This is a genomic window from Rhodococcus sp. IEGM1428, assembly GCF_050321865.1.
In the GTDB taxonomy this organism is placed as follows: domain Bacteria; phylum Actinomycetota; class Actinomycetes; order Mycobacteriales; family Mycobacteriaceae; genus Rhodococcoides.
In genome coordinates this window covers 191752-217842 of sequence record NZ_JBNQFW010000006.1, presented here as the reverse complement: position 1 = coordinate 217842, position 26091 = coordinate 191752, and the positions used below count along the sequence as shown (strand labels likewise).

General features: G+C 62.8%; 24 protein-coding genes. 12 read left to right on the top strand and 12 right to left on the bottom strand.

Annotated elements, in window-relative coordinates; translation table 11 throughout:
• Nucleotides 1-93: 93 nt before the first annotated feature.
• From ACQR3T_RS24395 to ACQR3T_RS24355, 9 genes are all read left to right on the top strand, one after another.
• Complete coding sequence (locus ACQR3T_RS24395; RefSeq protein WP_428695162.1) at nucleotides 94-1110, top strand: hypothetical protein; 1017 nt, start codon at nucleotides 94-96, stop codon at nucleotides 1108-1110.
• Nucleotides 1111-1205: 95 nt separating this feature from the next.
• Nucleotides 1206-3575 (top strand): CaiB/BaiF CoA transferase family protein, encoded by a 2370-nt coding sequence (locus tag ACQR3T_RS24390; RefSeq protein ID WP_428695161.1) that lies wholly within the window; start codon nucleotides 1206-1208, stop codon nucleotides 3573-3575.
• Entirely contained in the window at nucleotides 3572-4132 is a 561-nt protein-coding gene (locus ACQR3T_RS24385) for an FAS1-like dehydratase domain-containing protein (RefSeq protein ID WP_428695160.1), read from the top strand. The genes ACQR3T_RS24390 and ACQR3T_RS24385 overlap by 4 nt, the downstream gene beginning before the upstream one ends.
• Nucleotides 4129-4611: a hypothetical protein gene (locus ACQR3T_RS24380; RefSeq protein WP_428695159.1), complete on the top strand. Its 483-nt coding sequence runs from the start codon at nucleotides 4129-4131 to the stop codon at nucleotides 4609-4611. Before ACQR3T_RS24385 ends, ACQR3T_RS24380 begins: the two co-directional genes overlap by 4 nt.
• Nucleotides 4612-4663: 52 nt before the next feature.
• Nucleotides 4664-5827: a thiolase C-terminal domain-containing protein gene (locus ACQR3T_RS24375; RefSeq protein ID WP_428695158.1), complete on the top strand. Its 1164-nt coding sequence runs from the start codon at nucleotides 4664-4666 to the stop codon at nucleotides 5825-5827.
• Nucleotides 5824-6306: a Zn-ribbon domain-containing OB-fold protein gene (locus ACQR3T_RS24370; RefSeq protein ID WP_428695157.1), complete on the top strand. Its 483-nt coding sequence runs from the start codon at nucleotides 5824-5826 to the stop codon at nucleotides 6304-6306. Before ACQR3T_RS24375 ends, ACQR3T_RS24370 begins: the two co-directional genes overlap by 4 nt.
• 10 nt (nucleotides 6307-6316) lie before the next feature.
• Nucleotides 6317-7690, top strand: a complete 1374-nt coding sequence (locus ACQR3T_RS24365) for a phenylacetate--CoA ligase family protein (protein WP_428695156.1) — start codon at nucleotides 6317-6319, stop codon at nucleotides 7688-7690.
• Nucleotides 7687-9873, top strand: a complete 2187-nt coding sequence (locus ACQR3T_RS24360; protein ID WP_428695155.1) for an acetate--CoA ligase family protein — start codon at nucleotides 7687-7689, stop codon at nucleotides 9871-9873. Before ACQR3T_RS24365 ends, ACQR3T_RS24360 begins: the two co-directional genes overlap by 4 nt.
• Complete coding sequence (locus ACQR3T_RS24355; RefSeq protein WP_428695154.1) at nucleotides 9873-10733, top strand: amidohydrolase family protein; 861 nt, start codon at nucleotides 9873-9875, stop codon at nucleotides 10731-10733. The genes ACQR3T_RS24360 and ACQR3T_RS24355 overlap by 1 nt, the downstream gene beginning before the upstream one ends.
• On the opposite strand, the gene ACQR3T_RS24350 is transcribed toward ACQR3T_RS24355, so the two are convergent.
• The 12 genes from ACQR3T_RS24350 to ACQR3T_RS24295 form a co-directional block, all read right to left on the bottom strand.
• On the bottom strand, nucleotides 10682-11590 hold the full coding sequence (locus ACQR3T_RS24350; RefSeq protein ID WP_428695153.1) for an alpha/beta fold hydrolase: 909 nt from the start codon (nucleotides 11588-11590) through the stop codon (nucleotides 10682-10684). The two genes, ACQR3T_RS24355 and ACQR3T_RS24350, sit on opposite strands and share 52 nt — an antisense overlap.
• Nucleotides 11591-11594: 4 nt before the next feature.
• The gene (locus ACQR3T_RS24345; RefSeq protein ID WP_428695152.1) at nucleotides 11595-12089 is read right to left on the bottom strand and encodes a hypothetical protein; all 495 of its coding nucleotides are present in this window, start codon (nucleotides 12087-12089) and stop codon (nucleotides 11595-11597) included.
• Nucleotides 12086-13198, bottom strand: coding sequence for an acyl-CoA dehydrogenase family protein (locus ACQR3T_RS24340; RefSeq protein ID WP_428695151.1), 1113 nt, complete (start codon nucleotides 13196-13198; stop codon nucleotides 12086-12088). Before ACQR3T_RS24340 ends, ACQR3T_RS24345 begins: the two co-directional genes overlap by 4 nt.
• A complete protein-coding gene (locus ACQR3T_RS24335; RefSeq protein ID WP_428695241.1) occupies nucleotides 13189-13695 on the bottom strand; it encodes a MaoC/PaaZ C-terminal domain-containing protein in 507 nt (168 codons plus the stop codon). Before ACQR3T_RS24335 ends, ACQR3T_RS24340 begins: the two co-directional genes overlap by 10 nt.
• Complete coding sequence (locus ACQR3T_RS24330; protein WP_428695150.1) at nucleotides 13695-14849, bottom strand: CaiB/BaiF CoA transferase family protein; 1155 nt, start codon at nucleotides 14847-14849, stop codon at nucleotides 13695-13697. The genes ACQR3T_RS24335 and ACQR3T_RS24330 overlap by 1 nt, the downstream gene beginning before the upstream one ends.
• On the bottom strand, nucleotides 14849-16030 hold the full coding sequence (locus tag ACQR3T_RS24325; protein ID WP_428695149.1) for an acyl-CoA dehydrogenase family protein: 1182 nt from the start codon (nucleotides 16028-16030) through the stop codon (nucleotides 14849-14851). The genes ACQR3T_RS24330 and ACQR3T_RS24325 overlap by 1 nt, the downstream gene beginning before the upstream one ends.
• 151 nt (nucleotides 16031-16181) lie before the next feature.
• Nucleotides 16182-16970, bottom strand: coding sequence for an SDR family NAD(P)-dependent oxidoreductase (locus ACQR3T_RS24320; RefSeq protein WP_428695148.1), 789 nt, complete (start codon nucleotides 16968-16970; stop codon nucleotides 16182-16184).
• 152 nt (nucleotides 16971-17122) lie between these two features.
• On the bottom strand, nucleotides 17123-18235 hold the full coding sequence (locus ACQR3T_RS24315) for a zinc-dependent alcohol dehydrogenase (RefSeq protein WP_428695147.1): 1113 nt from the start codon (nucleotides 18233-18235) through the stop codon (nucleotides 17123-17125).
• A 175-nt stretch (nucleotides 18236-18410) separates the two neighbouring features.
• Entirely contained in the window at nucleotides 18411-18830 is a 420-nt protein-coding gene (locus tag ACQR3T_RS24310; protein WP_428695146.1) for a Zn-ribbon domain-containing OB-fold protein, read from the bottom strand.
• Nucleotides 18827-19966 carry a thiolase family protein gene (locus ACQR3T_RS24305; protein WP_428695145.1) on the bottom strand — a complete coding sequence of 380 codons (1140 nt, stop codon included), beginning with the start codon at nucleotides 19964-19966 and terminating at the stop codon, nucleotides 18827-18829. The genes ACQR3T_RS24310 and ACQR3T_RS24305 overlap by 4 nt, the downstream gene beginning before the upstream one ends.
• A 323-nt stretch (nucleotides 19967-20289) precedes the next feature.
• Nucleotides 20290-21204: an alpha/beta hydrolase gene (locus ACQR3T_RS24300; RefSeq protein ID WP_428695240.1), complete on the bottom strand. Its 915-nt coding sequence runs from the start codon at nucleotides 21202-21204 to the stop codon at nucleotides 20290-20292.
• 218 nt (nucleotides 21205-21422) lie between these two features.
• Nucleotides 21423-22382 carry a MarR family winged helix-turn-helix transcriptional regulator gene (locus tag ACQR3T_RS24295; protein ID WP_428695144.1) on the bottom strand — a complete coding sequence of 320 codons (960 nt, stop codon included), beginning with the start codon at nucleotides 22380-22382 and terminating at the stop codon, nucleotides 21423-21425.
• A gap of 175 nt (nucleotides 22383-22557) precedes the next feature.
• On the opposite strand from ACQR3T_RS24295, the gene ACQR3T_RS24290 reads away from it, so the two are divergent.
• Genes ACQR3T_RS24290 through ACQR3T_RS24280 form a run of 3 tightly spaced genes read left to right on the top strand, consistent with a single transcriptional unit; the run spans nucleotide 22558 to nucleotide 26056 of the window.
• A complete protein-coding gene (locus ACQR3T_RS24290) occupies nucleotides 22558-23718 on the top strand; it encodes an acyl-CoA dehydrogenase family protein (protein WP_428695143.1) in 1161 nt (386 codons plus the stop codon).
• On the top strand, nucleotides 23715-24797 hold the full coding sequence (locus tag ACQR3T_RS24285) for an acyl-CoA dehydrogenase family protein (RefSeq protein ID WP_428695142.1): 1083 nt from the start codon (nucleotides 23715-23717) through the stop codon (nucleotides 24795-24797). The genes ACQR3T_RS24290 and ACQR3T_RS24285 overlap by 4 nt, the downstream gene beginning before the upstream one ends.
• Complete coding sequence (locus tag ACQR3T_RS24280; RefSeq protein ID WP_428695141.1) at nucleotides 24794-26056, top strand: CaiB/BaiF CoA transferase family protein; 1263 nt, start codon at nucleotides 24794-24796, stop codon at nucleotides 26054-26056. Before ACQR3T_RS24285 ends, ACQR3T_RS24280 begins: the two co-directional genes overlap by 4 nt.
• Nucleotides 26057-26091: the final 35 nt, after the last annotated feature.

Here is a 26091-nt window from a genome sequence, read left to right as displayed (position 1 = left end):
GCCGTGTACTCGGCTGTAGCCGGACGTCTCGTACGAATCCGGGCTGGTTCGGGAATCTCGATGTACAAGTGCCCCAACGAGAAGGAGAGCTCGATGACGAACGACGGTCGATCTGTGTTGCTGATGGTGAGTTCGACGACCAGGAAATTGGACTTCTATGATCCGACCACCGGTGAGCACCTCGGCGAGATCACCGATCTACTACCGGAGCCACACGAAATGGCGGCCGATCGTGGTCGGGGTCTGGTGTACGTCACGCACACATACCGGTCCGGGGTGTATGGCGACTTCACCGAGCGTTCGCACGAGATCAGCGTTGTCGATGTCGCGACCCGCACCGTGGTGGACGTCATCGACATCTCGCCCTACCAAGCACCACACGACGTCGAGTACAACGCTGCCCGCGATCGGATCTACGTCGGCATCGAGGCCACAGAGGGCGGACCGCAGGGCATTGTCGTAGTTGACCCGCAGACGCGAACGGTCGTCGATCACATTGCGACACAGGCCCCGAACTGCCACTGGCTGGTGAGTTCGCCGGATGGTTCGCGGGCATACGCGACTCACAAGGAAGCGCCGTTCATGACCATCGTCGATCTCGAGAACAACTCGGTGCTGGCGACTGTCGAGTTACCCGGTGGTGCCGAAGAGATCAACATTGCGCCGGATGGAAGCGCCCTGTTCGCTGCCACACCCATGATCGACCGCAGTCGTACAGGTCAGCCGTTCGAATCCAAACTCGTCAAGCTCGATCCCTCGGACGGATCGGTTCTCGGAGAGGTGATCCTGCCGGCCGACATCTGTGGTGTTTGGGCAACGTCGCGCGGGGATGTGCTGGTTTCGCAACTGTCGGTACCAGGTGCCGAGGACTTCCTGCACGGCGTCCTGTGGGTGGTGGATGGCAAGACCATGGAGATCCGTGGCTCCGTCGATACCGGACGTGGTGTCTTCACTCTTCGAGCCTCGGACGACGGTGCCTTGGGTTACGTCGCTAATGCCGGTGACGGAACGGTCAGTGTTGTCGACATGACGACATTGGCCGTGGTGCGCGTGCTCGACAACAGTCCGAGCGCTCAGTGGGGCGGCACGCACGGACTTGCCGTTTGCTGAGAATTCCCCTGGTACACACCGACTGAACCCTCGAAAGTCACTGTCGAAGCAATGGGCTGCCCGTTGGTCTCAGCCCCGAACAAGGAGGACGGCTCATGGCCGACGATCCAGGTACTTCCGCGATGTGGAACTGCAGACGGGGTCCGTTGCGCGGCATGCGGGTGCTGGTCGGTGGACAAACCGTCACAGCTCAGCTGTTGGCCAGTTTGCTCGCGGATTGGGGTGCCGACGTCGTGGTCCTGGAACCGATCGCGGGTCATCGCGGACGTCGAGTGCTGCGGAGCGATGAGCACAGCGCGTTGTGGTGGAAGGCGCGGGCACGTAATACGCGCAGCGTATCCGTCGACGAGAACGATCGAGAGAGCGACGACGTGATCTTTGCACTCGGTGATGCCGCAGATGTCGTTATCGACAGTCCGGGTTCAGGATTGGATGCGGTGTGGGGTACCGATCTGAGCCGAATCCGCTCTGCCGATGCGCGGGCGGTGACGATGTCGATCAGTCCGTACGGATCGACCGGTCCGATGGCGGGCACCGCGGGTGACGAAACCACAGCCGAAGCCTTCGCCGGTCTGGCCCACATGACGGGTGACCCGGCGCGTGAGCCGTTGCATTCGGACTATCCCGTCGGTGCCGCAGCGACCGCGCTGATGGGGGGATTGTCGGTGATGGCCGGGTTGTATCGCCGCGACCACCTTCCGGACGGAAGCGTCGGAGTGGGCGTCGGTAGCCATATCGACCTGTCGATGGCCGACACGGTTCTGCGCATTCTGGAATTCTTGCCTGCCTATCACGATCAGCTCGGCTGGGTTCCCGAGCGCACGGATTCCACGTCGCCCTATCAGGTTCCGGTCAATCGATGGCGCACCGCGGACGGTGTGTGGATGTCGTTCACCGGCAACACTCAAGACGTCGTTGCGCGATTTCTCCGCGGCATCGATCGCGCCGATCTGGTCGAGGACGAGCGATTCGCAACCAACGCTGCACGGGTGGCGAACAAGGCCGAGCTCGAGCGCATTATCGCGACGTACTTTGCCGAGCACACCCACGCCGACGTCGAGAAATCCATGGAGCGCAACGGAGTTCCGATTGCGGCAATCCTTTCCATTGCAGAAGTATTCGAGCAACAGCAATACCGAGAGAGGGGCACGCTCACCGAGTTCACCGATCCACAGCTCGGCACGGTACACCTGCCGAACGTCGCCGTCCGGTTCTCGCGCAGCCCCGGTCGTATCGACAGACTGGGTCCCGATCTCGACCAGGACCGTGAAGCGGTTGTGCGTGAATGGATTTCGGATCGGGAGACGCCGGTTCGGGGTGGCCGCGTGGTGGGCGACGCGGGTCGTGTCGATTACCCCCTTGTCGGCTTGCGGGTAGTCGACAACGCCAACGTTCTCGCCGGTCCGCTGTGCGCGACGCTGCTGGCCGATCTCGGTGCCGATGTCATCAAGACCGAGCGACCGGGTACCGGTGATCTGTTTCGGAGTCAGGCTCCGCTCAAGAACGGTGTGTCGGTGTGGTGGAAAGTGATGGGCCGAGGCAAACGATCGATCGCACTGGACTTGAAAACTGAATCGGATCGGGAGAGCTTCCTCGGACTGGTCGACCATGCCGACGTCGTCGTGGAGAATTTCGTTCCAGGGGTGTCCGCGACGATGGGAATCGATCCGGCCCAATTGCTCGATCTCAACCCCTCGGTGATTCCGGTACAGATCAGCGGGTACGGGCAGCAGGGTCCCCTGAGCCGCCGGCGGGCCTTCGGCCGTAATGCCGAGGCATACAGCGGGATGGCATCGATGACCGGCTATCGCGGCGCGTTGCCGCAGCACACCGGATTTCCGGTGGCCGATTCGTTCAGCGGAATGTTTGCCGCCTTCGGGGCGCTCGCGGCGGTGTACGAGAGGGACACCTCCGGTTCCGGTCTCGGCCAGTCGCTCGACGTGGCGTTGTTCGAGTCGGTGTTCCGGTTCATGGAACCGCAAGCGCTGATCTACGACCGGACCGGAGAGATATGGGAACGTGGACGCGCGTTGGTCGAACCGGGCTTGTGGCGCCGCGTCATCGGGACGAAGGACGGGCGTTGGTTGACGATCTCGGCGTCGGACATGGAGGCGCTGGGGCGTATCGCGGAGTGGACTGGTGTGTGCGCCGAGGCGTTGATGGATCCGGAGCTCGATCTCGCCGAGTTCGGCGGTGCCGAGGACGCTGAGACCCGCCTCGATGAAGCTGTTCGGCGGTCGATCGCATGTGCCCTGGACTCGACGATCGAGGATCTGATCGGCTCGGCGCATATTGCAGACCGAGGCATGCTGGTGACGGTCGACGATCCCGACCTCGGGCCGATCCTCATGCCAGGAATCGTGCCGGCCATCGACGGTCACACACTGGCGGTGCGGGGACCGGCCCCTGCATTGGGCGGCGATCGCGGCGAGATCTTGGCTCAATGGTGCGGAGTTCGAACTTGAGCGGCGATGGCGCGGGTAGCGAGTACGGCACTGCTGTCGGTACCTACCAAGATGGACTGGCTTTCGTAGGGCGCGTGGGTGTTCCGCGATTCGCCGAGGAGCCGGTCGAGGTCTCGGGTGGCCGTGGGTTCGCAGCCGCGGTGCATGACGGCAATCCGCTGTGGTGGGACGTCGAATTCGCAGCAGCGGTCGCCGGCGGGCCGGTTGTACCGCCCGCGACCCTGGTCAAGTGGGGCACCGGCAGACACTGGTCGCCGGCAGTCTCCACCGAATCGGATTTCCCCGGAGCCTCTTGGCGATCGTTTCTTGTGACTGTTCCCTTGCCGACCGACTCGATGATCAACCTACGCAGTGAGATCGAGTTTTTCGACTATCTACGGGCGGGGGACGTCATCAATGTCACCGAGGTGGTCGAATCGCTGTCCGAGGAGAAGCAGACTGGTGTCGGCCCGGGATATTTCCTCACCGTCGTAGCGTGGTACCGGCGCGCGAACGGTGATCCGATTGCGCTGCAGCGCAACGTCATGCTTCGATTCAGGACAGGGGAGCAGCAGTGAGGCTGGAGCGGAAAGCGTACGACGATCGTGACTTCACTCTGGTCGAGGTGGGTGCCGAATTGCCGGTAGAGACGGTCATGGTGGAGTACACCGACGTAGTTGCGGGTGCCGTTTCGACAGGCACGTACTTTCGCGGACACATCGACCCCGCATACGCGACGCGTCAGAACAAGCGAGGAATCTACCTTGCGACCGGGTCGATCAATGGATTGCTCGACGCGTATGTGGCCCGCTGGTGCGGCCCGCGGGCATTTCTGCGGCGCCGGTCCGTGACGATGAAGGGATCGATCTGCGCCGGCGACACCATCACGTACGGCGGTGTAGTTCGGTCCTTCGAGCGGGCTGAATGTCCGGTAGCTCAACAAGTTCCGACGGATGCCGAGCTGATCGGCATCGACGTGACGATCATCAACCAGGCGGGCGAGACATGTGTTCGCGCGCAAGTGAGTATGCAGATCCCGGTACGGACGGCGCGATAACCATGGCTTGGACGACATACGTCGCCGGACCCGAATCGAAAAGAGTCGATCGATGATCCACCCGTTCCGTGACCGCACCGCAATCGCGGGTGTCGGCAGTACGCCGTACTCGAAGAATTCCGGGGTCGGCACTCTGACCCTGGCACTTCGAGCCATCACGGCCGCTGTTGCCGATGCCGGCTTGTCGGTGTCCGATGTCGACGGACTCGCCTGCCACCGAATCGGGGATTCGGTACCGCTGTCGGTGGTGGGTCAGTCGCTCGGACTGCGCGATCTCAACTATTACTGTGACGCCTACGGCGGCGGCAGTACATCGCATTCGATCATCGGACAGGCGGCGATGGCTGTCGCTACAGGGCAGGCCGAGGTCGTGGTGTGTTGGAGGGCGATCAACGCCAGGTCGGGTGACCGCATGGGTGGAACCGGGCAGCCACAGCCCGACGGACTCGAGTTCCAGTACCTGGTGCCCTACGGATACGGCGTTCCGCCCCAACAGTTCGCGATGGTCGCTCGCGCATACATGTCCCGATTCGGGCTCACCGCAGAAGATCTCGGAGCAGTGGCGATCGCTCAGCGCTGGTATGCGCAGCGAAACGAGCGGGCGATGATGCGAACCCCGCTCACCATGGACGATTATCTGGCCGGACGGCCGATCGTCGATCCCTTCCGGGTGTACGACTGCTGCCTCGAGACCGATGCGGCCGTAGCGGTGGTGGTCACCTCGGCCGAACGTGCCCGCGACCTTGCACACGTGCCGGTGACCATTTCCGGTGCCGTCTGGGGTTCGGGACAGACGTTGTTCTCCAATCAGCGGCCGCAGATCTACGACACCGCGGCCCGGCAATCGAGCACACGTCTGTGGAATCGGTCCGGTCTGGGACCGGAGGACGTCGACGTGGCCGAGTTGTACGACGCCTTCACCCCTCTGGTGCTGATGCAGCTCGAGGAATACGGCTTCTGCCAGAGGGGGGAGGCGGCGGCATTCGTTCGGGGCGGACATACCCGCCCCGATGGTCGACTTCCGGTCAATACCCACGGCGGGCACCTGTCCGCCGGGTATGTCCACGGGCTCAATCACCTGATGGAAGCAGTAGAGCAACTGCGAGGTATTTCCGGTGACCGACAGGTCGACGGGGCGGAAGTGGCTCTTTCGACAGGACAGATGGGAATTTCCGCGGGCGTGACGTCCGCGGTCGTCCTACGGAGGCAGACGTGAGTGCACAAAATGAGGTCGGTGGCGAGTTGCCCGCGGGAATCTTCGGCGCCCCACTCTTCGACCGCGAGTCCATCGTGTGGTGGCGTGGGCTCGAGCGAAACGAAATGACGGTCCAGGCCTGCGATCGGTGCGCTGTACTGCGTTGGCCTGCTCGCGCACTGTGCAATCGATGTTGGAGCTTCGAGTGCACGTGGACGGCGGTCAGCGGAACCGGCACGGTGGTCAGTTGGGTGACCAGTCGTCATCCCTTCGGGCCCTGGCGGCACGTCCCTTACACGACGGCTCTCGTTCGTCTCACCGAGCAGGACGACATCCTGATCCCGGCCACCTACCTGTCCAACGACGACACACTCACGATCGGATCCCCCGTCGTGGCGTCGTACCTCGATACCAGCAGTCTGCGGCCGACCGGCGCGCACACTCCGGACGGTGGGCCAGAACCTACGACGGTTCTCGCCTGGCGCGCAGCAGAGATCTGAGGGGAACAACATGTCCATAGGAATCCGTCGTCCGTTCGAGAGCGTCGACTACTCAGCGGTTGCACAGTTGTTTCCGCCCCCGCCCGAGTATTTCGAGACTCGGTGGTTCGAGGAGCCGGAGGTGATCGACGCGCGCAAGATTTCCCGACTGCGTGACCGTGCCGAGCGTGCGTACCGGATTCCGTTCCACCGCAACCGGTGGCAGAAGGCGGGAGTTGAGCCGGCCGATCTGCGGACCCTTGCCGACATCGACAAGTTTCCGCTCTTCGACGTCGACGACATCAGGCTCAGTATCGAAGGTCACCCGCCTCTGGGTGACTACCAGGGAATGGCAGTCGAGGACGCGCTGCGCGAGCCTCTGCGGATCCACATGTCCGGAGGAACCACGGGGCAACCACGTCCGACCCTCTACACCGCGTGGGACCGCGAGGTCGGTGCGGTACTCACTGCTCGCGGCCTTTACATGATGGGCCTACGGCCAGGCGATACTGTCCTCAACAGTTGGTCGTACGGACTGCACAACGGTGCGTTCAACTTCGACGAGGCAGTGAGTCGGTGGTTGAACGGTCTGGTGATCACGACGAGTACCGGCAACGTGACATCGACCCGAAAGCAGGTCGAGCTGGCATGCGCATACAACGCGGCGGCAATTCTCACTACGGGGCCGTACTTGCTTCGGTTGGCCGAGGAGGCCAAGGCAATGGGGGTCGAGCTGCCGATTCGCGCTCTGGCGATGAACGTCGGGAGTGAGGACGAGCTGGAGCAGACGTTCGACCTTCCGGCCTACCGGTCGTACGGCTTCCACGAGGTCCAGGCGGTGTCGGTGGAATGTCCGGCGCGGCGTGGGCTGCACGTATTCGAGGATGCATACCACGCCCAGATCGTCGACTGCGATACCGGCGAGCCTGTGGCCGATGGACAACCAGGAGCATTGGTGTTGACCGAGTTCTACAAGACCGGAAGTGCGCAATTTCGTTACAACACACAAGATCTCACGTTCCTCTACCCTCGCGAACGGTGTGCGTGCGGTAGCTGGCAACGGCGGATGGGATTCTTTGCTGGGCGTGGCGACAACATGGTGAAACTCAGAGGTGTGAACGTGTGGCCCGAAGGTGTCGGTCTCATTGCCGCAAGTGCACCGGGTGCGACGTCGGACTACTTCGTGACCGCACGGCGGATCGACGACCGCGACGAACTGATCGCGGAGATCGTCAGCGAGAACCCGCGTCAGGAATGGGAGGGGATCAGGATGGACATCGAGCAGCGGCTCAAGGACAAACTCGGCGTTCACATTGCGGCCGAGGTCGTTGCGCCGGGCGCTCTCGATGTGCGCACCGGCATCGCGACCGCACCCAAGCCCAAGCGATTCCAGGACGACCGATGATGCAGCGCGCGGATATGTCGATAGTGGACCTCCGCCGCGAAGCTCGCCCGATCGGCGGCGATATCGGTCGGGTCAGCGTGCCTGAGCATGTGGTGAAACTTTGCCTGCACGGTGCGGGCGTCGAGACTCCGCAGGGTGCGACCACACAAAGTCCCAACGAGTTGCACTCGGTTGCCGAGTCGTTCACCGAGCCGTTGGTACTCAAGGCCTTCGGTGCCGGCCTGCTGCACAAGTCGGATATGGGTGCCGTCGAGTTAGGGCTTCGACGTACGGAGTTGACCGCCCGCGCGCTCGAAATGGCAGCCAGGGTCGAGGCGGCGGGCGGCCACGCTGAGGGTTTCGTCGTAGAGGAGCAGATTCCGGCGGGTGTAGAACTGTTACTCGGCGTCGTGCGTCGTGACCCCTACGGCCTGCTGGTGGTCCTGGGGCTCGGCGGTACGTTGACCGAGCTCGCGACCAGGTCATCGGCCCGCATCTTCCCGCTTCGGCGGGCCGATGCGGAGGAGCTGGTTGCAGAACTCCCGGCGGCGGCGTTGGCCGGTGCGCGGACGGGTGTCCCGATCGACCGCCGAGCGCTGGTCGAAGTACTGCTGAAGGTCGCGGGCATCGGCGGTCTCGTCAGCGGCTGGGGCACGGAACTCGATGAGTTCGAGTGCAATCCGCTGATCGTGACGGGCGACCGTGTCGTCGCCGCCGATGGGAGACTCATCCTGCGTGACGTCACGTCGATTCCCGAGTCGCGCACGTACCTCGGCCGCGATCTGAGCCCGCTCTACTCGCCGGAGACCATTGCGGTCGCCGGCGCTTCGACCAGCAAGTACTCGTTCGGTAATCGATTCCTCGCGTCGTACCGGGCAGCTGGGTGGACCGACGGCCTGTACGCGGTTCATCCCACTGCTGAGTCGATCGACGGAGTGCCTGCAGTGGCCGACCTTGTCGACATTCCTGGCGGGGTCGACTACCTGCTGTCCGCTGTGCCGGCCGAACGGACGTCCGCCCTGCTGCGGTCGGGGGCCGGAATCGTCAAGTTCGCCCAGGTCGTCACCGGGGGATTCGGGGAGGCCGGTGAGCGCGGTGCAGTCCTCGAACGTGAGGTCGCCGATACCGCTGCCTCCGCAGGGATTCGGGTGCTCGGCCCCAACTGCATGGGGGTCTACAGCCCTGTCGGTCGTCAGACGTTCATTCTGAACTCCGAATCGGAACCCGGACCGACCGGCGTCGTATCTCAGAGTGGAAGCCTGGCGAGTGAAATAGTGCTCAGCGGTCTGTCGAGGGGCGTGCGTTTCAGCAAATTGGCCACCCTCGGCAATGCTGTCGACGTCACTCCCGGCGAGATGACGCGGTGGCTGCTGACCGATCAGGACACGCGTCTGATCGGGATGTACCTCGAAGGTGTGCGAGACGACGACTTCATCGATGCGGTGCGCGCAGCGCAAGGACGCGTTCCGATCGTCGCGTTGGTCGGCGGTCTCAGTGACCAGGGTTCGGTAGCGGTTGCCTCGCATACTGGAGCAATGGCCGGTGAGACCCGAGTGTGGCAGGCGTTGTCGTCGAGTTACGGAATCACCGTGGTGTCGAGGCTCGAGCACTTGCTCGCGTCGCTGTCCTATCTGCAGTGTCACCTCTCCCGCATCGACGGCGCAGTGCCACCGTCGACGTTGGTGATCGGACCCGGCGGCGGTGCCTCGGTACTGGCTACCGACACGTTCGACGCCTATGGGGTGCCGGTTACCCCATCGACGCCTGAGCTGCGGGCGTCCCTCGCAGCCCACTACGGCACGGGCACGTCGACGGCGAATCCGATGGAGATACCGGTCGGCCCTGGGTCGCCGGTCGATGCCATCGGCGAACTCATCGGCAACACCCTCGAAGTGCAGCAGTTCAGTGACGTCATCGTTCATCTGAATGTGCAGTCCTGGTACGCCTTTTCCAACGACGGTGTCGCGTCCATGGTGGAGTTGATCGAGGCAGTAGGCCGGATACGGCCATACCGCGCGCGACTCGGATTGGTCATTCGAAGCGCCGACGCCGCGCGGAACAGCGACAGCGGTGTGTTGCGTGAGGCGTGCAGCGCTGTGGGTTTGACGTTGTTCCGGGACTTCGACGAGGCCGCGGTATCGGTGGCGGCGGCACAGCGATTCGATCGGCATTTCTTGCGTCGCAACGAGTGGGAGGGCGAGTGATGGGAACAGTCGACTACTGGTCCAACGCATTCACCCCCGAGCGGCTGGCGCTGTGGGAGAGGGCTGTTGCAGGTGCCGGAATTCCGGTGAAGATTCGCACCAAGCCGGACGACTCGTTCTGCGATCCGGAGGAGATGATCGAGCGCATGGATGAATTGGGGATCGACACCCTGGTTCTGGTCGTGGCTGATCCGGATGCGTGGCGCGGGGTGCACGATTTCACCAGTGTCGCCGCTGCGTCGGTCGGCCAGGTCGACAAGTTGGCCGAGCGGTTCCCTGGCCGCTTCGTGGCGCAATGGAGTTACGATCCGCAGGCAGGGAGCGACGGCGTGCGGCGGGCCCGAGCCGCATTGAGCAAACCCTGGACTGTGGGCCTGCACCTGCACACTCACAGCTTCGATCGGCCGTTCGATCACGCCGACCACTACCCGTTCTATTCACTGGCTGCCGAGGTCGGTGTGCCCGTGGTGATGCAAGCAGGGAGCTCGGGCGGTCTGTCGCCGAGTGCCTGCGGTGCGCCGATCGGAATCGACCGTCCGGCGCTGTATTTCCCGGAGGTCAATTTCGTCCTGTCCCATACTGGTTGGCCGTGGGTCGAGGAGGCGATTTCCATGGCTCTGAAGTTCCCCAACGTCTACCTCGGGACAGCGGTGTATCCAGCGCGGCATTGGAACGAGTCGTTGCGGCGGTTCGTCGGTGGTGCGGGTAGGCGCAAGGTGCTCTACGGATCGGGTTTCCCTGCTGCGGGTCACCGGCACACGCTCGCACAGCTCGGGGAGCTCGAGTTGAGCCAGGAGGCACTCTCGAACTACTTGGGAGAGAACGCTCGTCGAGTGTTCGGGGCACGTCTGTCTGCGTGATGGTGGAGCTGCAGCGACGAGCGTAGTGCGGCGACGAGCGCGAGTGGGTGGTCCATCATCGGGTGGTGGCCGGAGTCGGCCAGTTCCACCATCGGCATTCGGTGGCCCTGCAGCTCGTCGATCCGGCGCGCCATGTCATCGGATACGAGTCCGTGCTCGCTCCGCAAATACACAGCAGCAGTTCGTAGTTCGGACAGCATCGCGCCGAACCCGGCCCGCTCGGGCAGCGGGTTGAAGTACCTTTCCGGGTCGAATTTCCAGGTCCAGCCACCGGGTTCTTGCCTGACGGATTCCTGAGCGACATGGCGGCCGACGTAGGGGAGCATGACGCGTTGCGCCGGGCTCAGGGTGAACTTGGCGTAGATTTCTTCCGCTGTCCGATAAAGACGGGGAGGGCGACGAACCTTCGGCGTCTGCGGCTCGTCACGGACGAGCGGGGTATCGATCATCACCAGTCCACTGAGGGATTCGGGGTGCCGTACGCCCAACGCTGCGCCGACGTATCCGCCCATGCTGTGTCCGATGACGATCGGCGGGGAGGTGATTGCACCCGCGTCGACCGTAGCGACGAGTTCATCGGCCCACGTGTCGATCGCGTAGACGGCGCGGTGTCCGCTGTCTCCGTGCCCCGTCAGATCCGGTGCCACTACACGGTGAGTCCTGGACAAGAACGGTGCGATGTGATCCCACCACGCAGAATTCGCCCCGCCCCCGTGCACCAGAACGACGCCAGGATTTCGTTCGTCGCCCCAGCACCGAAGGTGCACCGAGGCACCGGCTACCCGCACTTCTCGATGCTCGGGAAGTGCGGACAATGCGTCGATGAACCAAGCTGGATCAAAGCTGTTGTCGAGCAAGTGATCATTCCCTGTTGTAGCCGAAGGCAGTGTAGGTTTCGGTGCCGGCCAGGCCACCATCGGGCCGTTCGAAGACGACCTCGATGTCCCAGAATCGACCGTGACCCAATCGGGTGGTCTTCGGTTCGCTGACCTTCTTGATCACCTCGTACACACGGAGAACGTCGCCGATGAGAACTGGGTCGTGCAGGGTCAGCGCGTATCGAGAGATGATGGCCTCGGGAAGCCCCAGTTCGCGCTTGAGGTCGAAGTGGGTCTGCAGCGCGCCAGGGGGCACGCCGGTAGGCGACCAGTTGTCCGGTCGTGACCACACCGAGAGCATCGTCTGCGGGGTCCGTGCCGGTACTCCGGTCTCCGAGGCCGATCGCCAATGCAGGTCGGCCCCGTCCTCCACCGCTGCACAGAACGTCCACACCATGCCTTCCTCGACTCGCATCGAGGTGATCGGGTATTTGGGTGCTCCTATCCAGCCGACGACGAGCTCGGGCAGCGTCGTCACGAGACAGAGTCCAGAGCGTCCGCGGCTATCAGGTCCTCGAGGTACGTGGTGTCCCACCATGAGAGCTGCCACTGCTTGGCCCGGCGGAAAAACAACTGAGCGTCGAAATCCGTGGTGAATCCGAGTCCGCCGCAGATTTGCAGCGAGATTGCACTGATATCTCGAAATACATTGCAGGCCGAGAGTTTTGCCATCGGTGCCAGCCTTCTGATGGACTGCCCGTTGTCCGCGACCCACGCTGCCTGCCAGACGAGCGCCTGCGCGGCGTCGATTTCGGTGACGCCGTCCGCCAGGTAGTGCGACACTGCCTGGAATGCTCCGAGTGGCTTGCCGAATTGGTGTCGGGTCTTGGCATGTTCCACCGTGATTTCCAGAACGCGGCGCGACCCGCCACTGGCCTGTGCTGCAGCGAAGATCGCAGCCCGGTTCATCACGTCGTGCCACAGTCCCCACGCACCGCCGATGGTGCCCAGCAATTCACCGGTTGCCGAGTCGAACGAAACGATGCTCTGCGAGTCCCGCGCCAGTGATGTCTGGGATTCGATGGACACGCCGGACTGACCCGGGTCCACCAAGAACAGTGTCCACCCTTGCTCGGCTCGGGCGACCACGACCAAGGCCTGCGCCGACGCAGCGAACGGGACGTGCCACTTGTCTCCGGTCAGCCTCCAGCTATCACCGTGGGGGACGGCCGCCAGGGTGACTCCGCCCTCCCCATACCCTCCGTCTGCTTCCAACCAGGCCGGCACGACTATTGCCTCGCCAGAGGCGATCTGGGGTAGCCAGTGCGCCTTCTGTTCGTTGCTACCCGCTTGCAGGATTGCTTCGGCGCAGATTCCCACCGAGGCGAACAGCGGTGAGGGGACGAGAGCGCGACCCATTTCTTCGAAGACGACAACCGCGTCCAGAAGTGACATGCCGTCTCCGCCCATATCGGCAGGCAAGGCCATACCGGTCAGGCCGGCGTCGGCGAACTGACGCCACAGCTGGGGATCGAAACCAGCGTCGGACTGCTCCATGAGGCGCGTCGCATCGAAATTGCCCTTGTCGACCATCTGCCGCACCATGTGGCGCAATGCGTCTTGCTCGTCGGTGAATATCAGGTCCATTGCATCTCCTGTATGTCCTGGGGGCGCCAGTCGGCGCCGCGTCTGAGCCATGGGTCGTCATTCGGTGTTGTCGGCAGAGCCAGAATTGCCTGGCAGCGGGTGTTCACAGTCCGCTCGGTGCCGATGTTCGAGGCAGTGGTGAGCTCGAGTTCGAGCCGAACCCAGCCGCACCGATCGGCGGTTACGCGACATCCGACCACCGATCCGTCGATCCGCATCCGGTCTCCAGGGAACACTGGATCGACCATCCGGAATGTCAGCGATCCGATCCGCGACGACGGACCGCCCCATTCATTGAGGTAGCGCCCGAACCATGCGGACTGGGTCGGTGTGTTCATGAAGATGTCGCGCGTGCCGTTCCGTTGCGTCGCGAACTGGTGATCGTGGTGCATCGGACGATAGTCGCGGCAGGCCATCGCGCCGAGCACGATAGTCGTTGCCGTGACGTCGTATTCGAGAGGTTCCAGTGCCGTGCCAACGTCGACCTCATCCCACATCAGCACACGACACCGTCCTCGATCAGTGCGTCGATTTCTTCATCGGTCATACCCGCTTCTCCTAGCAGCCCATGTGCATCGGTGGTGTGTCGTTCCAGACGAACCGGCGTCCGGACGGCTGCTGACCCAGCCAGAGGTGCCCCGATCTGCGTGAAGCGCCCGTGCTCGGGATGGTCAGCCGGAACGAAAATGTCTCGATCGGCGAAGATCGGAGATGTCGTCACTTCGTCGAGGGCGTACACAGGAGCGACGCACGTGTCGGCGGGTGCCAGCAGGTCGACCCATTCGTCGCGGGTTCGGCCCAGGAACACCTCGCCCAGTGCCGCGCGAATCAGCGGTTGTGCGCCGTCGTCGTTCTGTACGTCCGCGAACTGATCGAGACCGAGCAGATTGCAGATGTTGCGCCAGAACCGGGGCTCGATTGCCGCCACGACAAGATCCTTGCCGTCTTGGCACCGGTAGATGCCATAGCAGGCATAGCGCCCGGTCAGCAACGTCGATCCGGGACTCGGAGTAATTCCGGTCGCGAGATGTTCGTCGACCGCCAGCGACATTAATGCGAGCACACCGTCGGCCACCGAGACATCCAAATACGTACCCTCGCCACTCTGTTCTCTGGCGAACAGCGCCACCGAAATTGCCATGACGGCGTGCATTCCCCCGCCGGCCGCGTCGGCCAGAGTAGTGCCGGGTATCACGGGCTTCATGTGGCCGTCGCGTCCCGAGTTGAACAGATAGCCGCCTACTCCCAGATAGCCGAGGTCGTGGCCGACCCAGCCGGCGGCCGCGGAGCCTTGACCGTATCCGCTGATTGAGCAATAGATGATCTTCGGATTACGAGCGGACACCGCCTCGTAGTCGATGCCGAGACGCGCGACTACACCGGGCCGGAAACTCTCGATGATCACGTCCGCGGATTCGGACATCTTCAACAGCGCCTCTTTGCCGGCCGGTGACTTCAGGTCCAACTCGATTCGGCGAAACCCGCGGCCACCGCCGTACGCGTAGTACGGTGCCTCGACATCGCGCGTCGAGATCGATTCGATCTTCACGACGACCGCGCCGTAGTCGGCCAGCCAACGAGTCGCACGGGCACCGGGACCGAAGGCCGACAGGTCGAGGACTCGAACGTTGCCGAGTGGAGCTGTGGTCATCAGAAGGTCTTGGGGAGGCCGAGCCCGCGGCGGGCGATGATGTTCTTCTGGATTTCCGATGCTCCTCCTCCGATGGTGTCGATGACGGTGTAGCGGTAGGTGGACTCGGATCGGCCGGCCATCGGAGCGTCCTCGGTGCCGACCACCAACTGCGCGCCGGAGCCACCGATATCCATCGAAGCGTTCGCCAGTTCCTTGGAGAACTCGGTCGAGTAAAGCTTGTACTCCGACGCGAGGACGGTAGGTGCCGGTCCGGGGCGAGACGAGGCATCGACGAAGCGAAGTCCGAGCATTCGTGCCATCTCTGCGTGGGTGAGCAGCCGAGCGATCTCACGCCGAACGCCGGTGTCCTCGCTCAGCGGGCGCCCGTTGCGTTCGTTCGTACGCACGTAGTCGATGAGCAGTTCCATTCGGGCAAGGATCGGCGAGAGCGTGAACATGGTGAACCGCTCGAGATCGAGTGCCTCGCAAATGTATTGGAATCCGGAATTGACTTCTCCGACCACGTAGTCGTCGGAGACCCAGACGTTGTCCAGGAAGACCGAGTTGGTCCGCTCGTGACCGATCGTTCCGATCGCCTGGACTGTGATCCCCTGGTGGTCCATCGGCACGAGGAACAGCGTGATGCCATTGTGTTTCGGGGCGTCGAAGTCTGTTCGAGCACCCAACCAATACCACTCGGCGAAGTGCGCCGACGTTGTCCACGTCTTTTCGCCGTTCAGCCGCCAGCCGTCCCCGTCGCGAACTGCGCGCAGACGCATCGACGCAGCATCGGACCCGGCTTCGGGTTCGCTGTAGCCGACCGCGAATTCGATTTCGGCGTCGCGGATCTGGGGAAGAAACTCCTTCTGCAGCTTCTCGCTTCCGTGCCGCAACAGGGTCTTGCCGATGATGCCGACGCCCTTGCCGATCTGAGGTCCGCCACGCTGTGCGAGGGCCTCGTTCAGCAGGTACTCGTAGATGCCGTCCTTGTCCTGACCGCCCCACTCCTCGGGCCAGGTGATTCCGAGCCAGCCCTTCTTTGCGAGCTCGCCCATCAACGTCCGACGCTCAGGTGTATCGACCAATTGTGCGCCGTTCTCCCGAGTGGGATCGAAGGCGGTCTGGTCCTCGTACGCGTCGAGGAACTCCTCGACCTCGGCCAGAAACTCTCGATGTTCCGGCGTGAAGTTGAAATCCATCTGAACTTGCCTCCGTGGTGTCCCTGGGTCGTTGTGGTCTGTCGGGCTGATGTCGGCACCTGGCCGGGGCGGTTGGCCAAGTGCTTGCTTGGCTTACTCGGGTGGCCGAGAGTGCAGGTGTACTGCGAAGCGCAGGAGCGAACGGCGTCGGTCAGCCGCTCATGATTTCCTTCGTCGTCGCCGAGGCAGCGCGGACTATCGCAGCCCGGGGGAAAGCGCATTGCGCCTGCGCCTGCGCGTAGTGGCCGGCGGCGACCCATACCGGACCGTTTTCGAGATTCTCGAGTCCTTCGCGTACCACGTCCTCGGGTTCGGCAACGCGCAGCGCGGGAAGATCGAAGTTCAACCCGGCACGAGCCATCGCCGGCGTCCTGGTCGCGCCCAAGACGAGTTCGAGGACGTGCACGTCGAATGGCGCGAGTTCCAACCAGAGCCCCTCGGCGAACACGCGGCTGAATGCCTTGGCTGCGGAGTAGACGCTGAGCGTCTCGGCTCCGACGTAGCCGGAGAGCGACCCGATGAGAATGATCCCCCCGCGTCGCCGGTCACGCATGGCCGAACCGAAATGGTGTGTCAGGTCCATCTGCTTCGTGACGTTCAGTGCGACGACATCGCGAAGCTTGTCGAGGTCGCCGGTCACGAAATCGGTCCCATACGTGCTGGCTCCGGCATTGAAGATCAGCAAACCTACTTCGAGATCGTCCGTTACCGAGCGTATCCGGTCGCGGGCCCCGGATTCGAGTAAGTCGACGGGTAATGTCCGAACGTCGACATCGTTGGCACGGGCCAGTTCCGCGGTTTCCTGCAGGGGGCCGGGGTTTCTGGCGAGGAGCACGAGGTTGATACCGACCTTGCTCAATGCGACGGCGAACTCGCGGCCGACACCTTCCGAACCGCCCGCTATCACTGCCCACGGTCCATAATGCGCTGGATCGATCATAGAGACTCCTGTCGGCGGATTTCTTTCGACGTTAGAGGGCGAATTCGTGATGTCCGCCGGATCTCCCAGTGAATGGAATCCCGCGCTGTGCACACACTGAAGGCAATTCGTAGACCGTCATCGGCTAGGAGAGAAGTCGGTGAAAGCGGGTTTCAGCCGTGAACGAGACTGACGTGTACGGCGTCTTGGTCTGCCGTGCGTTCGAGGATGCTCATTCCCAGTTCGAGGTCGTCCATTCCGATATGTATCCCTGACATGGATCGCGCGATCTCAGGATGATCAGCGAGCAGTTGGACGGCCGAATCCATCGTGTGCCGGGTGGCACCGCCGCAACCGACAACCGTCAGCATCTTGAGCGTGATGAGATCTGTCATCAACTCCGGGATCGGACGAAAGTGCTTCAGCCCGGCGAGCGCAATACGACCACCGAGCTGAACGACGTCCACTGCCGACTGCACGGATGCGGTAGCCGGTGTCACATCCATCACCACCGAAACGCCTCGGCCATCGGTGAACTCGTTGATCCTCTCGCTGAGATCCTCGGTCTCGATATCGACGACGGCATGAGCTCCCAAGGCGAGGGCGCTTTCGAGCCGCAGTTCGTCTGAGGATGTTCCGGAGACGATGACTCGAGATGCACCTGCGGCAAGAGCTGCGACTGCGCACAGCAGCCCTTGATGTCCTGGTCCCTGAACGAGAACCCTGTCCCCGAGCCCGACCCCGACTTTTTCGACCCAATTGATCGCGTTGGCGAGCGGCTCGAATACGGTCAATTCGTGAGGTGCAAGGTTGTCGGGTGCCTTCATCAGATGTGTGTTCGGCAGCAGGCGCATGTACTCGCCGTAACCTCCCCACAGGCCGCCGTCGTCGTCGGGTCCCTTGGTGTATCCGTACAGGTGGAGGTTGACGCAGGCCCCTACACCCGAACTCGACAGACAGCTGAGGCAGATACCACAGGGAACAACTTCGTCGACGCACACGCGGTCGCCGACATTCAACCCCCAGTTGCGTTGAGCTTCAGGGGTGATCTCGTGAATTACGCCGACGATCTCGTGTCCCGGCACTACCGGGCTGGCCTCACCCGGTACATGTTTGTCGCCGTGGAACTGCATGGCGTCGCTGCCGCACAGGCCAACGGCTTCCACGCGGAGCACGGCACCGCTCGAAGGCGAGGTCGGCATCGGGAAACTGCGAACTTCGTACCTGCCGTCGCCGGTGAAGACGATCGCCTTGGCCGTGGCATCCGAATTCGTGTCTTTCATCATTGGCCTTTGCTGTTCGGTTCGATCGTGATCGAATTTCCGGACGAATACTGCAATTGAATCGTTCGTGTTTCACTGTGTATCAAAATCATTCGATTGAACCGAGGTCGTTCCAGTGGCTGGAATTGCCTGTCGGGAGTGGGGTGGAGAGTGGAAGGGCACCCTCCGGCGAGCTGTGTCAGCTCAGCCGAAACGTGGGGATGGTACCCCGCCCGTCGGGTAGGTCGAGGAACGAAATCCTTACTGGCATACCAATACTCACCCGGTCGGTGTCCTCGGGGGGGAGTTCGCCAACCATGCGGACGCCTTCCTCCAGGTCGACCGTCACCACCGCGTACGGTGTCCGGTCTGCCCATGCGGGGTGGAAGGGTTGATGGGTGATGGTGTAGCTGTAGACGATTCCACGGCCACTGACCCGACTCCACTCCCAGGACCCGCTGCCGCATTGCGGGCACCGTGGTTGTGGATAGTGCCGATATACAGCGCACTCGGTGCACAACTGAATTATCAATTCGTGACGGGCGATCGCGTCCCAGAACTTCTGACTGGTCGGGGTAGGGGATGGCAGAGGTCGGACCGGGCGCGGTTCGATGGTCATGCGGATCTGCTCAGAATCAGGACGGCACCGTCGAAGAACGCGCCCTCGTTGGCCACGAGGACGCTGTGGCAGTCAGTGATCTGACGTTCGGGCTCGACTACACGGCGCAGTTGCCGCACGGCCTCGATCACATGGTTGACACCCGACGCGTGGCCCTCGGAGAGGGCACCTCCGTGCGGGTTCACCGGGGTGGCACCCGACAATCGGATGTTCCCCTCCTCCACATATGGTCCACCTTCACCGGCTTTCACAACGCCGAGAGCTTCGAGGGCTGCGATGACGTACCACGTGAACCCTTCGTGGATGATCAGTGCGTCTACATCGGAGATAGTCGAGTCGGCCATGCGAAACGCGCGTGCTGCCGCGACGCTCATCGCGGAAACCTCGGGCATCCTGGGCTTCTGTGTGAGCGAGAGCGGCTCGTTGGTGTGCGACTGGGCAATGCCGGCGATCACCACCGATGGTTTTTCGAGATCGCGTGCGCGATCGGTACTCGTGATAACCAGGGCACCTGCGCCGTCGGATTCCAGCGAGCAGTCGAAGAGTCGGAAGGGTGTGGTGATCATGCGTGAGTTCTGGTGATCCTGCAGTGTCATCGGCTTGCCGTACATCAAGGCGTGAGGATTGAGATTGGCGTTTGCTCGACTGTTGACTGCTACATGTCCCAGTTGAATGCTGGTGGTTCCGAATTCGTACATATGGCGTTGCGCTGCCTGTGCGAACCACTGTGCAGCTCCGACATTTCCCGCAGGAACCTCGAATTCGTACATTGTGGCCAGTGCGGGTTCCATGACGCCTTTGCCCGTCGAGATGCGCTCGCCGGAGAATCCGCGTCGTCCGGCCGGAATCAGGACGCAGGTGGCGACGCCGGTGGCTATGAGCATGCACGCGGTCTGCACCGAGCCGAGCAGGCTCGCGCCCCCCATGTGCACAGTGGCCGAATACGCGAGATCGCGCAGACCGAGGTTGACGATGAAGTCTTCGACCGAGCGACCGGCCAGCGCACTGGGAAGAACTGCGTCCACATCGGCGGGTGTGAGGCCCGCGTCGTCGAGGGCCGCGAGCGATGCCTCGAGGTGCAACTCCAGCGTCGACTTATCCGTGCCGCGGGTAAAAGCAGTGTCTCCGATTCCCACGATTGCGCATTGCCCGCTCGTTCCCATAATTGCCTTCCCGTGCCTTCCCGTGCCTTCCCGTGTATTACCGCGATTGCGTTGTGCAATTCCGTTCCGACCCGGGTGACGCACCCATCATCGCGGGCTGTTCGGAATAAAAGCAAGCGCTTGATCGGTTTGAGGACGTAGGCGCACTCTATGCTCGTCTACATTCGCCTGCTCAGTGATTGCGACGGCGGGATGGGTTTCAGGTATGCGGAGTAGTGCAGTCTTCGATCACCGCTCGGTATCGCGCCGCCTTCGGACGGGGTCCGCGCATCCTCACCCTTCCGTGGGCTCGTAGCTCACCCGGGTAGATCGTTGGCCGTCGCAGCGAAGCGAGCCGAAGCGAGAGCGCATATTTCGGCCATTGCCACACGGGCACGTGACACCGTGGCCGTTTGCATGAGGAATCCGTGGGCGAGACCCGGGTACCGAATCAGAGCGGTGGGGACGTGCGCATCCTGTAAGCGGCGACCGTATTCCTCGACGCCGTCGCGAAGCGGATCGCCATGGGCGGAGACGACGATTGCAGAGGGCAGGTTCGAGAGATCTCGGGCCAAGGCTGGGATGCCATACTCATCATCGGTAGCTGGATCGTCTCCCAGGTACAGGTCTTTCATCCAATCGATGTCGCCGGCGCTCAGCAGTGGGCTGTCCCCGAACTCTCGCATCGACGGGCGGTCTTGTCTGCGTTCGACCCCCGGGTACACCAGAATCTGCTGAAGCAGGCGCGGCCCGGCAGTATTTCGAGCTCGCAGGGCAGTGGCGGCGGCAAGCCCACCGCCTGCACTGTCACCCCCTACGGCCACTCGGCTGGGCGAGACTCCCCAATCCGTCGCGTGCGCTACCAACCATTCGGTCGCTGCGTAGGCCTCGTCATTGGCGACGGGAAAGGTGAACTCGGGAGCGAGTCGATAGTCGACATTCACCACCACAGCGCCCGTTCCTGCTGAAACTTCCCGGGCCATCCTGTCGAAGGAATCCAAGCTGCCCATGATCATTCCTCCGCCGTGGAACCACACCAGCGCGGGTGCGTCGGTCGCGGGGGCCGAATGAGGCCTGTAGATCCGGATCGGAATCGAGCCGTGTGGACCATCGATGTTCAGGCCGGTCACCGAACGCATGTCGGGTCCAGGGGGGCGGTCCATCGACTCGATTGTGGTGCGGACTGCCTCCACGCCCTGCAGGTGCATGGGCGGTACAGCGTGCTCGCGCATGAGGTCGACGAGGGCCTGCACCTCGGGGTCGTAGCTATAGGCAGTGATGTTGTCGAGTGGTGGATTCACGATCGTGGCCTGTCTGTTTCCATCATGGTTCGGGACGAGCAGGAGTTCCTAGTCGCTGCAAATAGTATCCAATATTGGAGTCGATGTCTGCCGGATGCTCGATCGGAGAGCGTTTCGGTTCGGCCCCGGTCGCAGGCCTCGACAGCGCCTCAAAGATAGCGTCGGGCAGCTGAGTCGGCAGTCGACATGAGCCGTTCGAGATATTCCGTGGTCAACGCCGTGTAGCGTGCTCGTGTCCGGTTCGGGACGTCGGCAAAGACGGTAAGCAGATCGTCCAGACGCGTGGTGCGAATGTGCGCGCTCAGTCTCGCTCCGGCATCGCTGACGACGAGTAGTCGTGTGCGCCGATCTCTGCCGATCTCGGCGTGCACTAGGCCGCGGCTTTCGAGCGTATGTGCTGCGCGTGAAACAGCTGACTGTGCTTGATCGAGCCGGCTGGCAATCTGACCGATCGCAGACGGGCCGGTGACCTCTACGTCCCTCAGGACGAGGTAGGACAGTTCTGTCAGAGTGCTGCCTGCAGAGCGTAGTGCGTCGTCGAAATGTGCCTTGCCCACGAGTCTGACCAGGGACACAATAGCCTCCAGGCACCGCGTCACGGGGTTGTTGTCGTTGGGTTCGGGGTGGTGCCGGTGGTCGGTCCTCGGAATCAAGGGGTCGAGCCGCTTCGTCACCGCCGTCAGAAACTCGGTGAATGTGACGAGATCGTCCACGGACCAATCCTCGAGCGGCCCGCGCATTTCGTCGTGCCATGACGAGTTCCATCGATCGAGGACGTCGATGCCGCGTTCGGTCATCGTGATTCGGACGCGGCGGCGGTCGGTGGGGGTCCGTTCCTTCTCGACGAGACCTGCGACTACCAGCGCGGCAACTTGCCGGCTCGCACGGGTCAGATCCACTTCGAGCGCTTCGGCGATCTCGCCCACAGTAAGTGGGCCACCGGAGAGGATGTCTGTGGTCTCCAATCCGAACCGGGCAAGTGGGATATCAGTCGCAATCTCGAACCGGCGTCGTAAGGCGTTGGAACTGCTCGAGAACGCGATGAGGTCTATGAACCGAAGCAATTGTTCCTCGAGTGCCGCCTCCGGTCGGCTCGGTTGTTCTCTCACTCGGGGAACGTTACCGAGCGGTTCACGGATTCTGTGGTTCTGCGGTACCACGTCGTCGCCTGCGCTCCGCCCCGGCGAAATCGGTAACCGGGTTCGAGCACCTCGGGAGAGAAGATATGATCAAATAGGATCCAATATTGTCGCCGAATAATCGTTACATCCGAAAGGGGACACCGTGTCCACCGCATTGCACCGCTCGAGTTCGGTAGGTGAGGTCGAGGAACCAAGCGTGGCGTTGCGCGACGCAGTTCGTTCGTTCCTCGTAGCAGAGGAACGAACGGGTGGGTTCTTGCCGACCTGCGACGGATGGATGACGGGTTTCGATCCAGCCTTCAGTGCCCGGGTCGGCGAGCAGGGTTGGCTCGGGGTCACCGTTCCCGTCGAGTACGGGGGGCATGGGGGCAGTCAGCTCGATCGACTCGTCATCGCGGAGGAACTTCTCGCGTACGGCGCTCCGGTCGCGGCGCACTGGATCGCGGACCGGCAAATGGCCCCGAGTCTCCTGAATTTCGGGACGGAGGAACAGAAACGGCGGTATTTGCCTGGGATCACGAAGGGTGAGACCTTCTTCGCAATCGGCATGAGTGAGCCGGAAGCCGGTTCCGATCTGGCAGCGGTGCGTACTCGCGCTGTGCAAGAGGGGGATTCGTGGCGCGTGAACGGCACCAAATTGTGGACCACGGGTGCCCACGTGGCACATGCCATGGTGCTGCTCGCGAGAACCGACGGCACTCCGGCGGACCGACAGCAGGGTCTGTCGCAGTTCGTCGTCGACCTGCCCAACCCCGGTGTGGAGATCCGCCCCATCCGCAGTATCGACGGAGGCTCCCACTTCAACGAAGTGGTCTTCCACGACACCGTGCTACCCGCCTCGGCGCTTCTGGGGCAACGAGGCGAGGGCTGGACCCAGGTGATGAGCGAACTCGCGTACGAACGTTCGGGACCGGAACGGTACCTGTCGACGATGCCGTTGCTGCGCGCCTGGAGCGAACTGCTCCGCACCTCGGATGCGACCGCGGAGCAGCGACATGCCGTCGGGATGTTGACAGCGCGTGCGTGGTCGCTTCGATGCATGTCACGCCAGGTCGCGCAAGAGTTGGCCGCTGGGCGACGTCCTGATGTTCTTGCCGCAATGGTCAAGGACCTCGGCTCCAGCTTCGAGGGTGACCTGGTAGAGGCCGTCCGGGTTTCCAGCGGTATCGAACCCCGGTTCGGCGGCGACCGGTTCGCGACTCTTCTCGCCGATGCAATCCTTCATACCCCCGCCTTCACGCTGCGTGGTGGGACAAACGAGATATTGCGGTCGATCATCGGTCGCGGATTGGGAATGAGATGAGCGAGCACAGTGACGAGATACGTGACGCGGTCTCGAATATGTTGGCGCAGAAAGTGATCGACACTGGCACTGCGAAGGAAACCTGGGATCGAAAGACCTGGGGTGCACTCACAGAGTCGGGTTTCACCGAACTCGGCGTCCCCGAACACTTGGGTGGCAGTGGGGGAGACCTTTCCGACGTGGTCGACGTCGTCGCCACCCTGGCCAACCATGGGGCAAGTACGCCGATCATCGAGCATGCACTCGCCGGATGGCTCGTCAGCAGCGCAGCCGTGCAGGTGCCGAAGGGTGTCGGAACCGTTGCAGTCGGCTCTGCGGCCGAGTTGACGGTTATCGAGGTCGACGGCTCGATCTGGGTCGATGGTCGACTGACCGCGGTGCCGTGGGCGTCGGAAGCCAGCTGGCTCGCGGTGGCCGTGGATTCCTCCGAGTGCACGGTCGTGATCATCGATCTCTCGGATGACGGTGTGCGGGTGGCAGAAGGCACCGACATGGTGGGTGCGCCGCTGTGCGATGTCGTCCTGAAAAACGTTCCTTCGCAGCAATTTTCGTTGAATACGTTGTTAGGCATCGACACTCACCGACTTGAGATGCGTGGCGCGCTGCTGTATGCCGCCGCGACTGCAGCAGCCGCGAGCGCGGTCTCCACCCTTACTGTGGACTACGTGTCCGGTCGTTCTCAGTTCGGCCGACCACTTGCCAAGTTTCAGGCCGTCCAGCAACGGGTGTCCTCCCTGGCCTCGCGCACCGTGGAGATGGAGCGTGCAGTGAGAGTGGCTACCGCCGCGTGTGCCACCGATGACGAATCGGCGTTTGCGGCGGTTGCTTCCGCCAAGACTGTGGTCTCCGGACATGTACGTGAAGTGGCGGCGGCCGGACATCAACTTCACGGCGCGATCGGCTTCACCTCCGAATACCGCCTCGGTCGGTTCACCGGTTCCATGCACAGTTGGCGTAGCCGGTGGGGAAGCGAGGCCGACTGGTCTCGAGTCCTTGCATCGATGATCCTCGACCGAGGTTGCGGTGTGTGGGAACTGGTCACCGGCCAGGCCGACCGTACCGAGGGTGTGGTCGTATGAGTGCACCCGATCTTCAACGTGTCGACGGCCGCGATTCGTCCGCAACGATCGATGGACGCTCCGCGTGGCCGGATATCGAGTCGGTCGGTGCCCTCGCCGGTATCCGCGTGCTCGATCTCAGCCGGGTGCTCGCAGGCCCCTACGCCGCGCAGATGCTCTCGGACCACGGCGCGAATGTCCTCAAGGTCGAGGGGCCGGCGGGCGACGAAACGAGGGGGTGGGGACCGCCCTTCGATGACGAAGGCATCAGTGCCTACTACCGCGGCATGAACCGCAACAAGCGCAACATCTCGCTGGACCTCAACTCCCGTGAGGGCCGCGAAGTGCTGGAACATCTTCTGCTCGGTGCGGACGTCGTTGTCGAGAACTTCAAGGCCGGCACCATGGCGCGATGGGGGTTCGATTACGACACTGTTCTCGCACCGGCAAATCCCGGCCTGGTCTACTGCCGCATCACCGGTTTCGGTGTGGACGGCCCGATGGGCGGCGACCCGGGATACGACGCTGTTCTGCAGTCGTTCGGGGGTCTGATGAGCGTCAACGGATACCCCGACCGAAGCCCGTTGCGGGTTGGGGTTCCCGTGGTCGACCATGTCGCAGCGCACTTGGCATTCAGTGGGACGCTGCTGGCCACGATCGAACGGATGAACTCCGGAGTGGGTCAATTGGTGGACATCGCGTTACTCGACGCGGTCGTCTCACTTCTGCTCCCGCATTCGGCCAACTGGATCGTCGATGGGTCCGTACCGCAGCGCACCGGTGACCTTCATCCCACCGTTGTCCCTTATCAGGTGTTCGGTACTGCGGACGGAGAACTGTTCGTCAGCGCGGCCAACGATCGCCAGTTCGCTTCACTTGCAGCTGTTCTCGGCGTGCCCGAACTGACCCGGGATGTTCGGTTTCGCACCAACGGAGCCCGGAACACTAATCGCATCGAGTTGGTGGACATCCTGCGGCCCGCTATTGCAGAGTGGACGCGAAACGAACTCGCGGCTCGGTTGTCGGAGGTCGGCGTGCCGTCCAGTCCGGTCAACACGGTCGACGAAGCTTTGCAGTCCGCCCAGGTCATCCATCGTGGGCTCGTTGTCGACACCCCGGAATACCGCGGAATAGGGGTACCGATCAGCCTGAGCCGCTCCGGATCGCAGGCACCGAGCAATGCGGCCGCTCGAGGAGCTCATACCGACGTGACGCTCCGTGCGATGGGATATTCGTCCGCCGATCTTCAGCGATTGAGGACCAGTGGCGCGATCGATTGAACTGATCGTACGCAAGGTGACAATATTGAATCCGT

Bases quoted from the DNA above. Each gene is read 5' to 3' on its own strand.
- ACQR3T_RS24285 (WP_428695142.1), top strand. From the start codon at position 23,715: ATGAGCGAGCACAGTGACGAGATACGTGACGCGGTCTCGAATATGTTG.
- ACQR3T_RS24280 (WP_428695141.1), top strand. From the start codon at position 24,794: ATGAGTGCACCCGATCTTCAACGTGTCGACGGCCGCGATTCGTCCGCA.
- ACQR3T_RS24375 (WP_428695158.1), top strand. From the start codon at position 4,664: ATGATCCACCCGTTCCGTGACCGCACCGCAATCGCGGGTGTCGGCAGT.
- ACQR3T_RS24360 (WP_428695155.1), top strand. From the start codon at position 7,687: ATGATGCAGCGCGCGGATATGTCGATAGTGGACCTCCGCCGCGAAGCT.
- ACQR3T_RS24330 (WP_428695150.1), bottom strand. From the start codon at position 14,849: ATGACCACAGCTCCACTCGGCAACGTTCGAGTCCTCGACCTGTCGGCC.
- ACQR3T_RS24340 (WP_428695151.1), bottom strand. From the start codon at position 13,198: ATGGACCTGATATTCACCGACGAGCAAGACGCATTGCGCCACATGGTG.
- ACQR3T_RS24365 (WP_428695156.1), top strand. From the start codon at position 6,317: ATGTCCATAGGAATCCGTCGTCCGTTCGAGAGCGTCGACTACTCAGCG.
- ACQR3T_RS24395 (WP_428695162.1), top strand. From the start codon at position 94: ATGACGAACGACGGTCGATCTGTGTTGCTGATGGTGAGTTCGACGACC.
- ACQR3T_RS24355 (WP_428695154.1), top strand. From the start codon at position 9,873: ATGGGAACAGTCGACTACTGGTCCAACGCATTCACCCCCGAGCGGCTG.
- ACQR3T_RS24300 (WP_428695240.1), bottom strand. From the start codon at position 21,204: ATGCGCGAGCACGCTGTACCGCCCATGCACCTGCAGGGCGTGGAGGCA.
- ACQR3T_RS24315 (WP_428695147.1), bottom strand. From the start codon at position 18,235: ATGATGAAAGACACGAATTCGGATGCCACGGCCAAGGCGATCGTCTTC.
- ACQR3T_RS24310 (WP_428695146.1), bottom strand. From the start codon at position 18,830: ATGACCATCGAACCGCGCCCGGTCCGACCTCTGCCATCCCCTACCCCG.
- ACQR3T_RS24325 (WP_428695149.1), bottom strand. From the start codon at position 16,030: ATGGATTTCAACTTCACGCCGGAACATCGAGAGTTTCTGGCCGAGGTC.
- ACQR3T_RS24320 (WP_428695148.1), bottom strand. From the start codon at position 16,970: ATGATCGATCCAGCGCATTATGGACCGTGGGCAGTGATAGCGGGCGGT.
- ACQR3T_RS24335 (WP_428695241.1), bottom strand. From the start codon at position 13,695: ATGTGGGATGAGGTCGACGTTGGCACGGCACTGGAACCTCTCGAATAC.
- ACQR3T_RS24390 (WP_428695161.1), top strand. From the start codon at position 1,206: ATGGCCGACGATCCAGGTACTTCCGCGATGTGGAACTGCAGACGGGGT.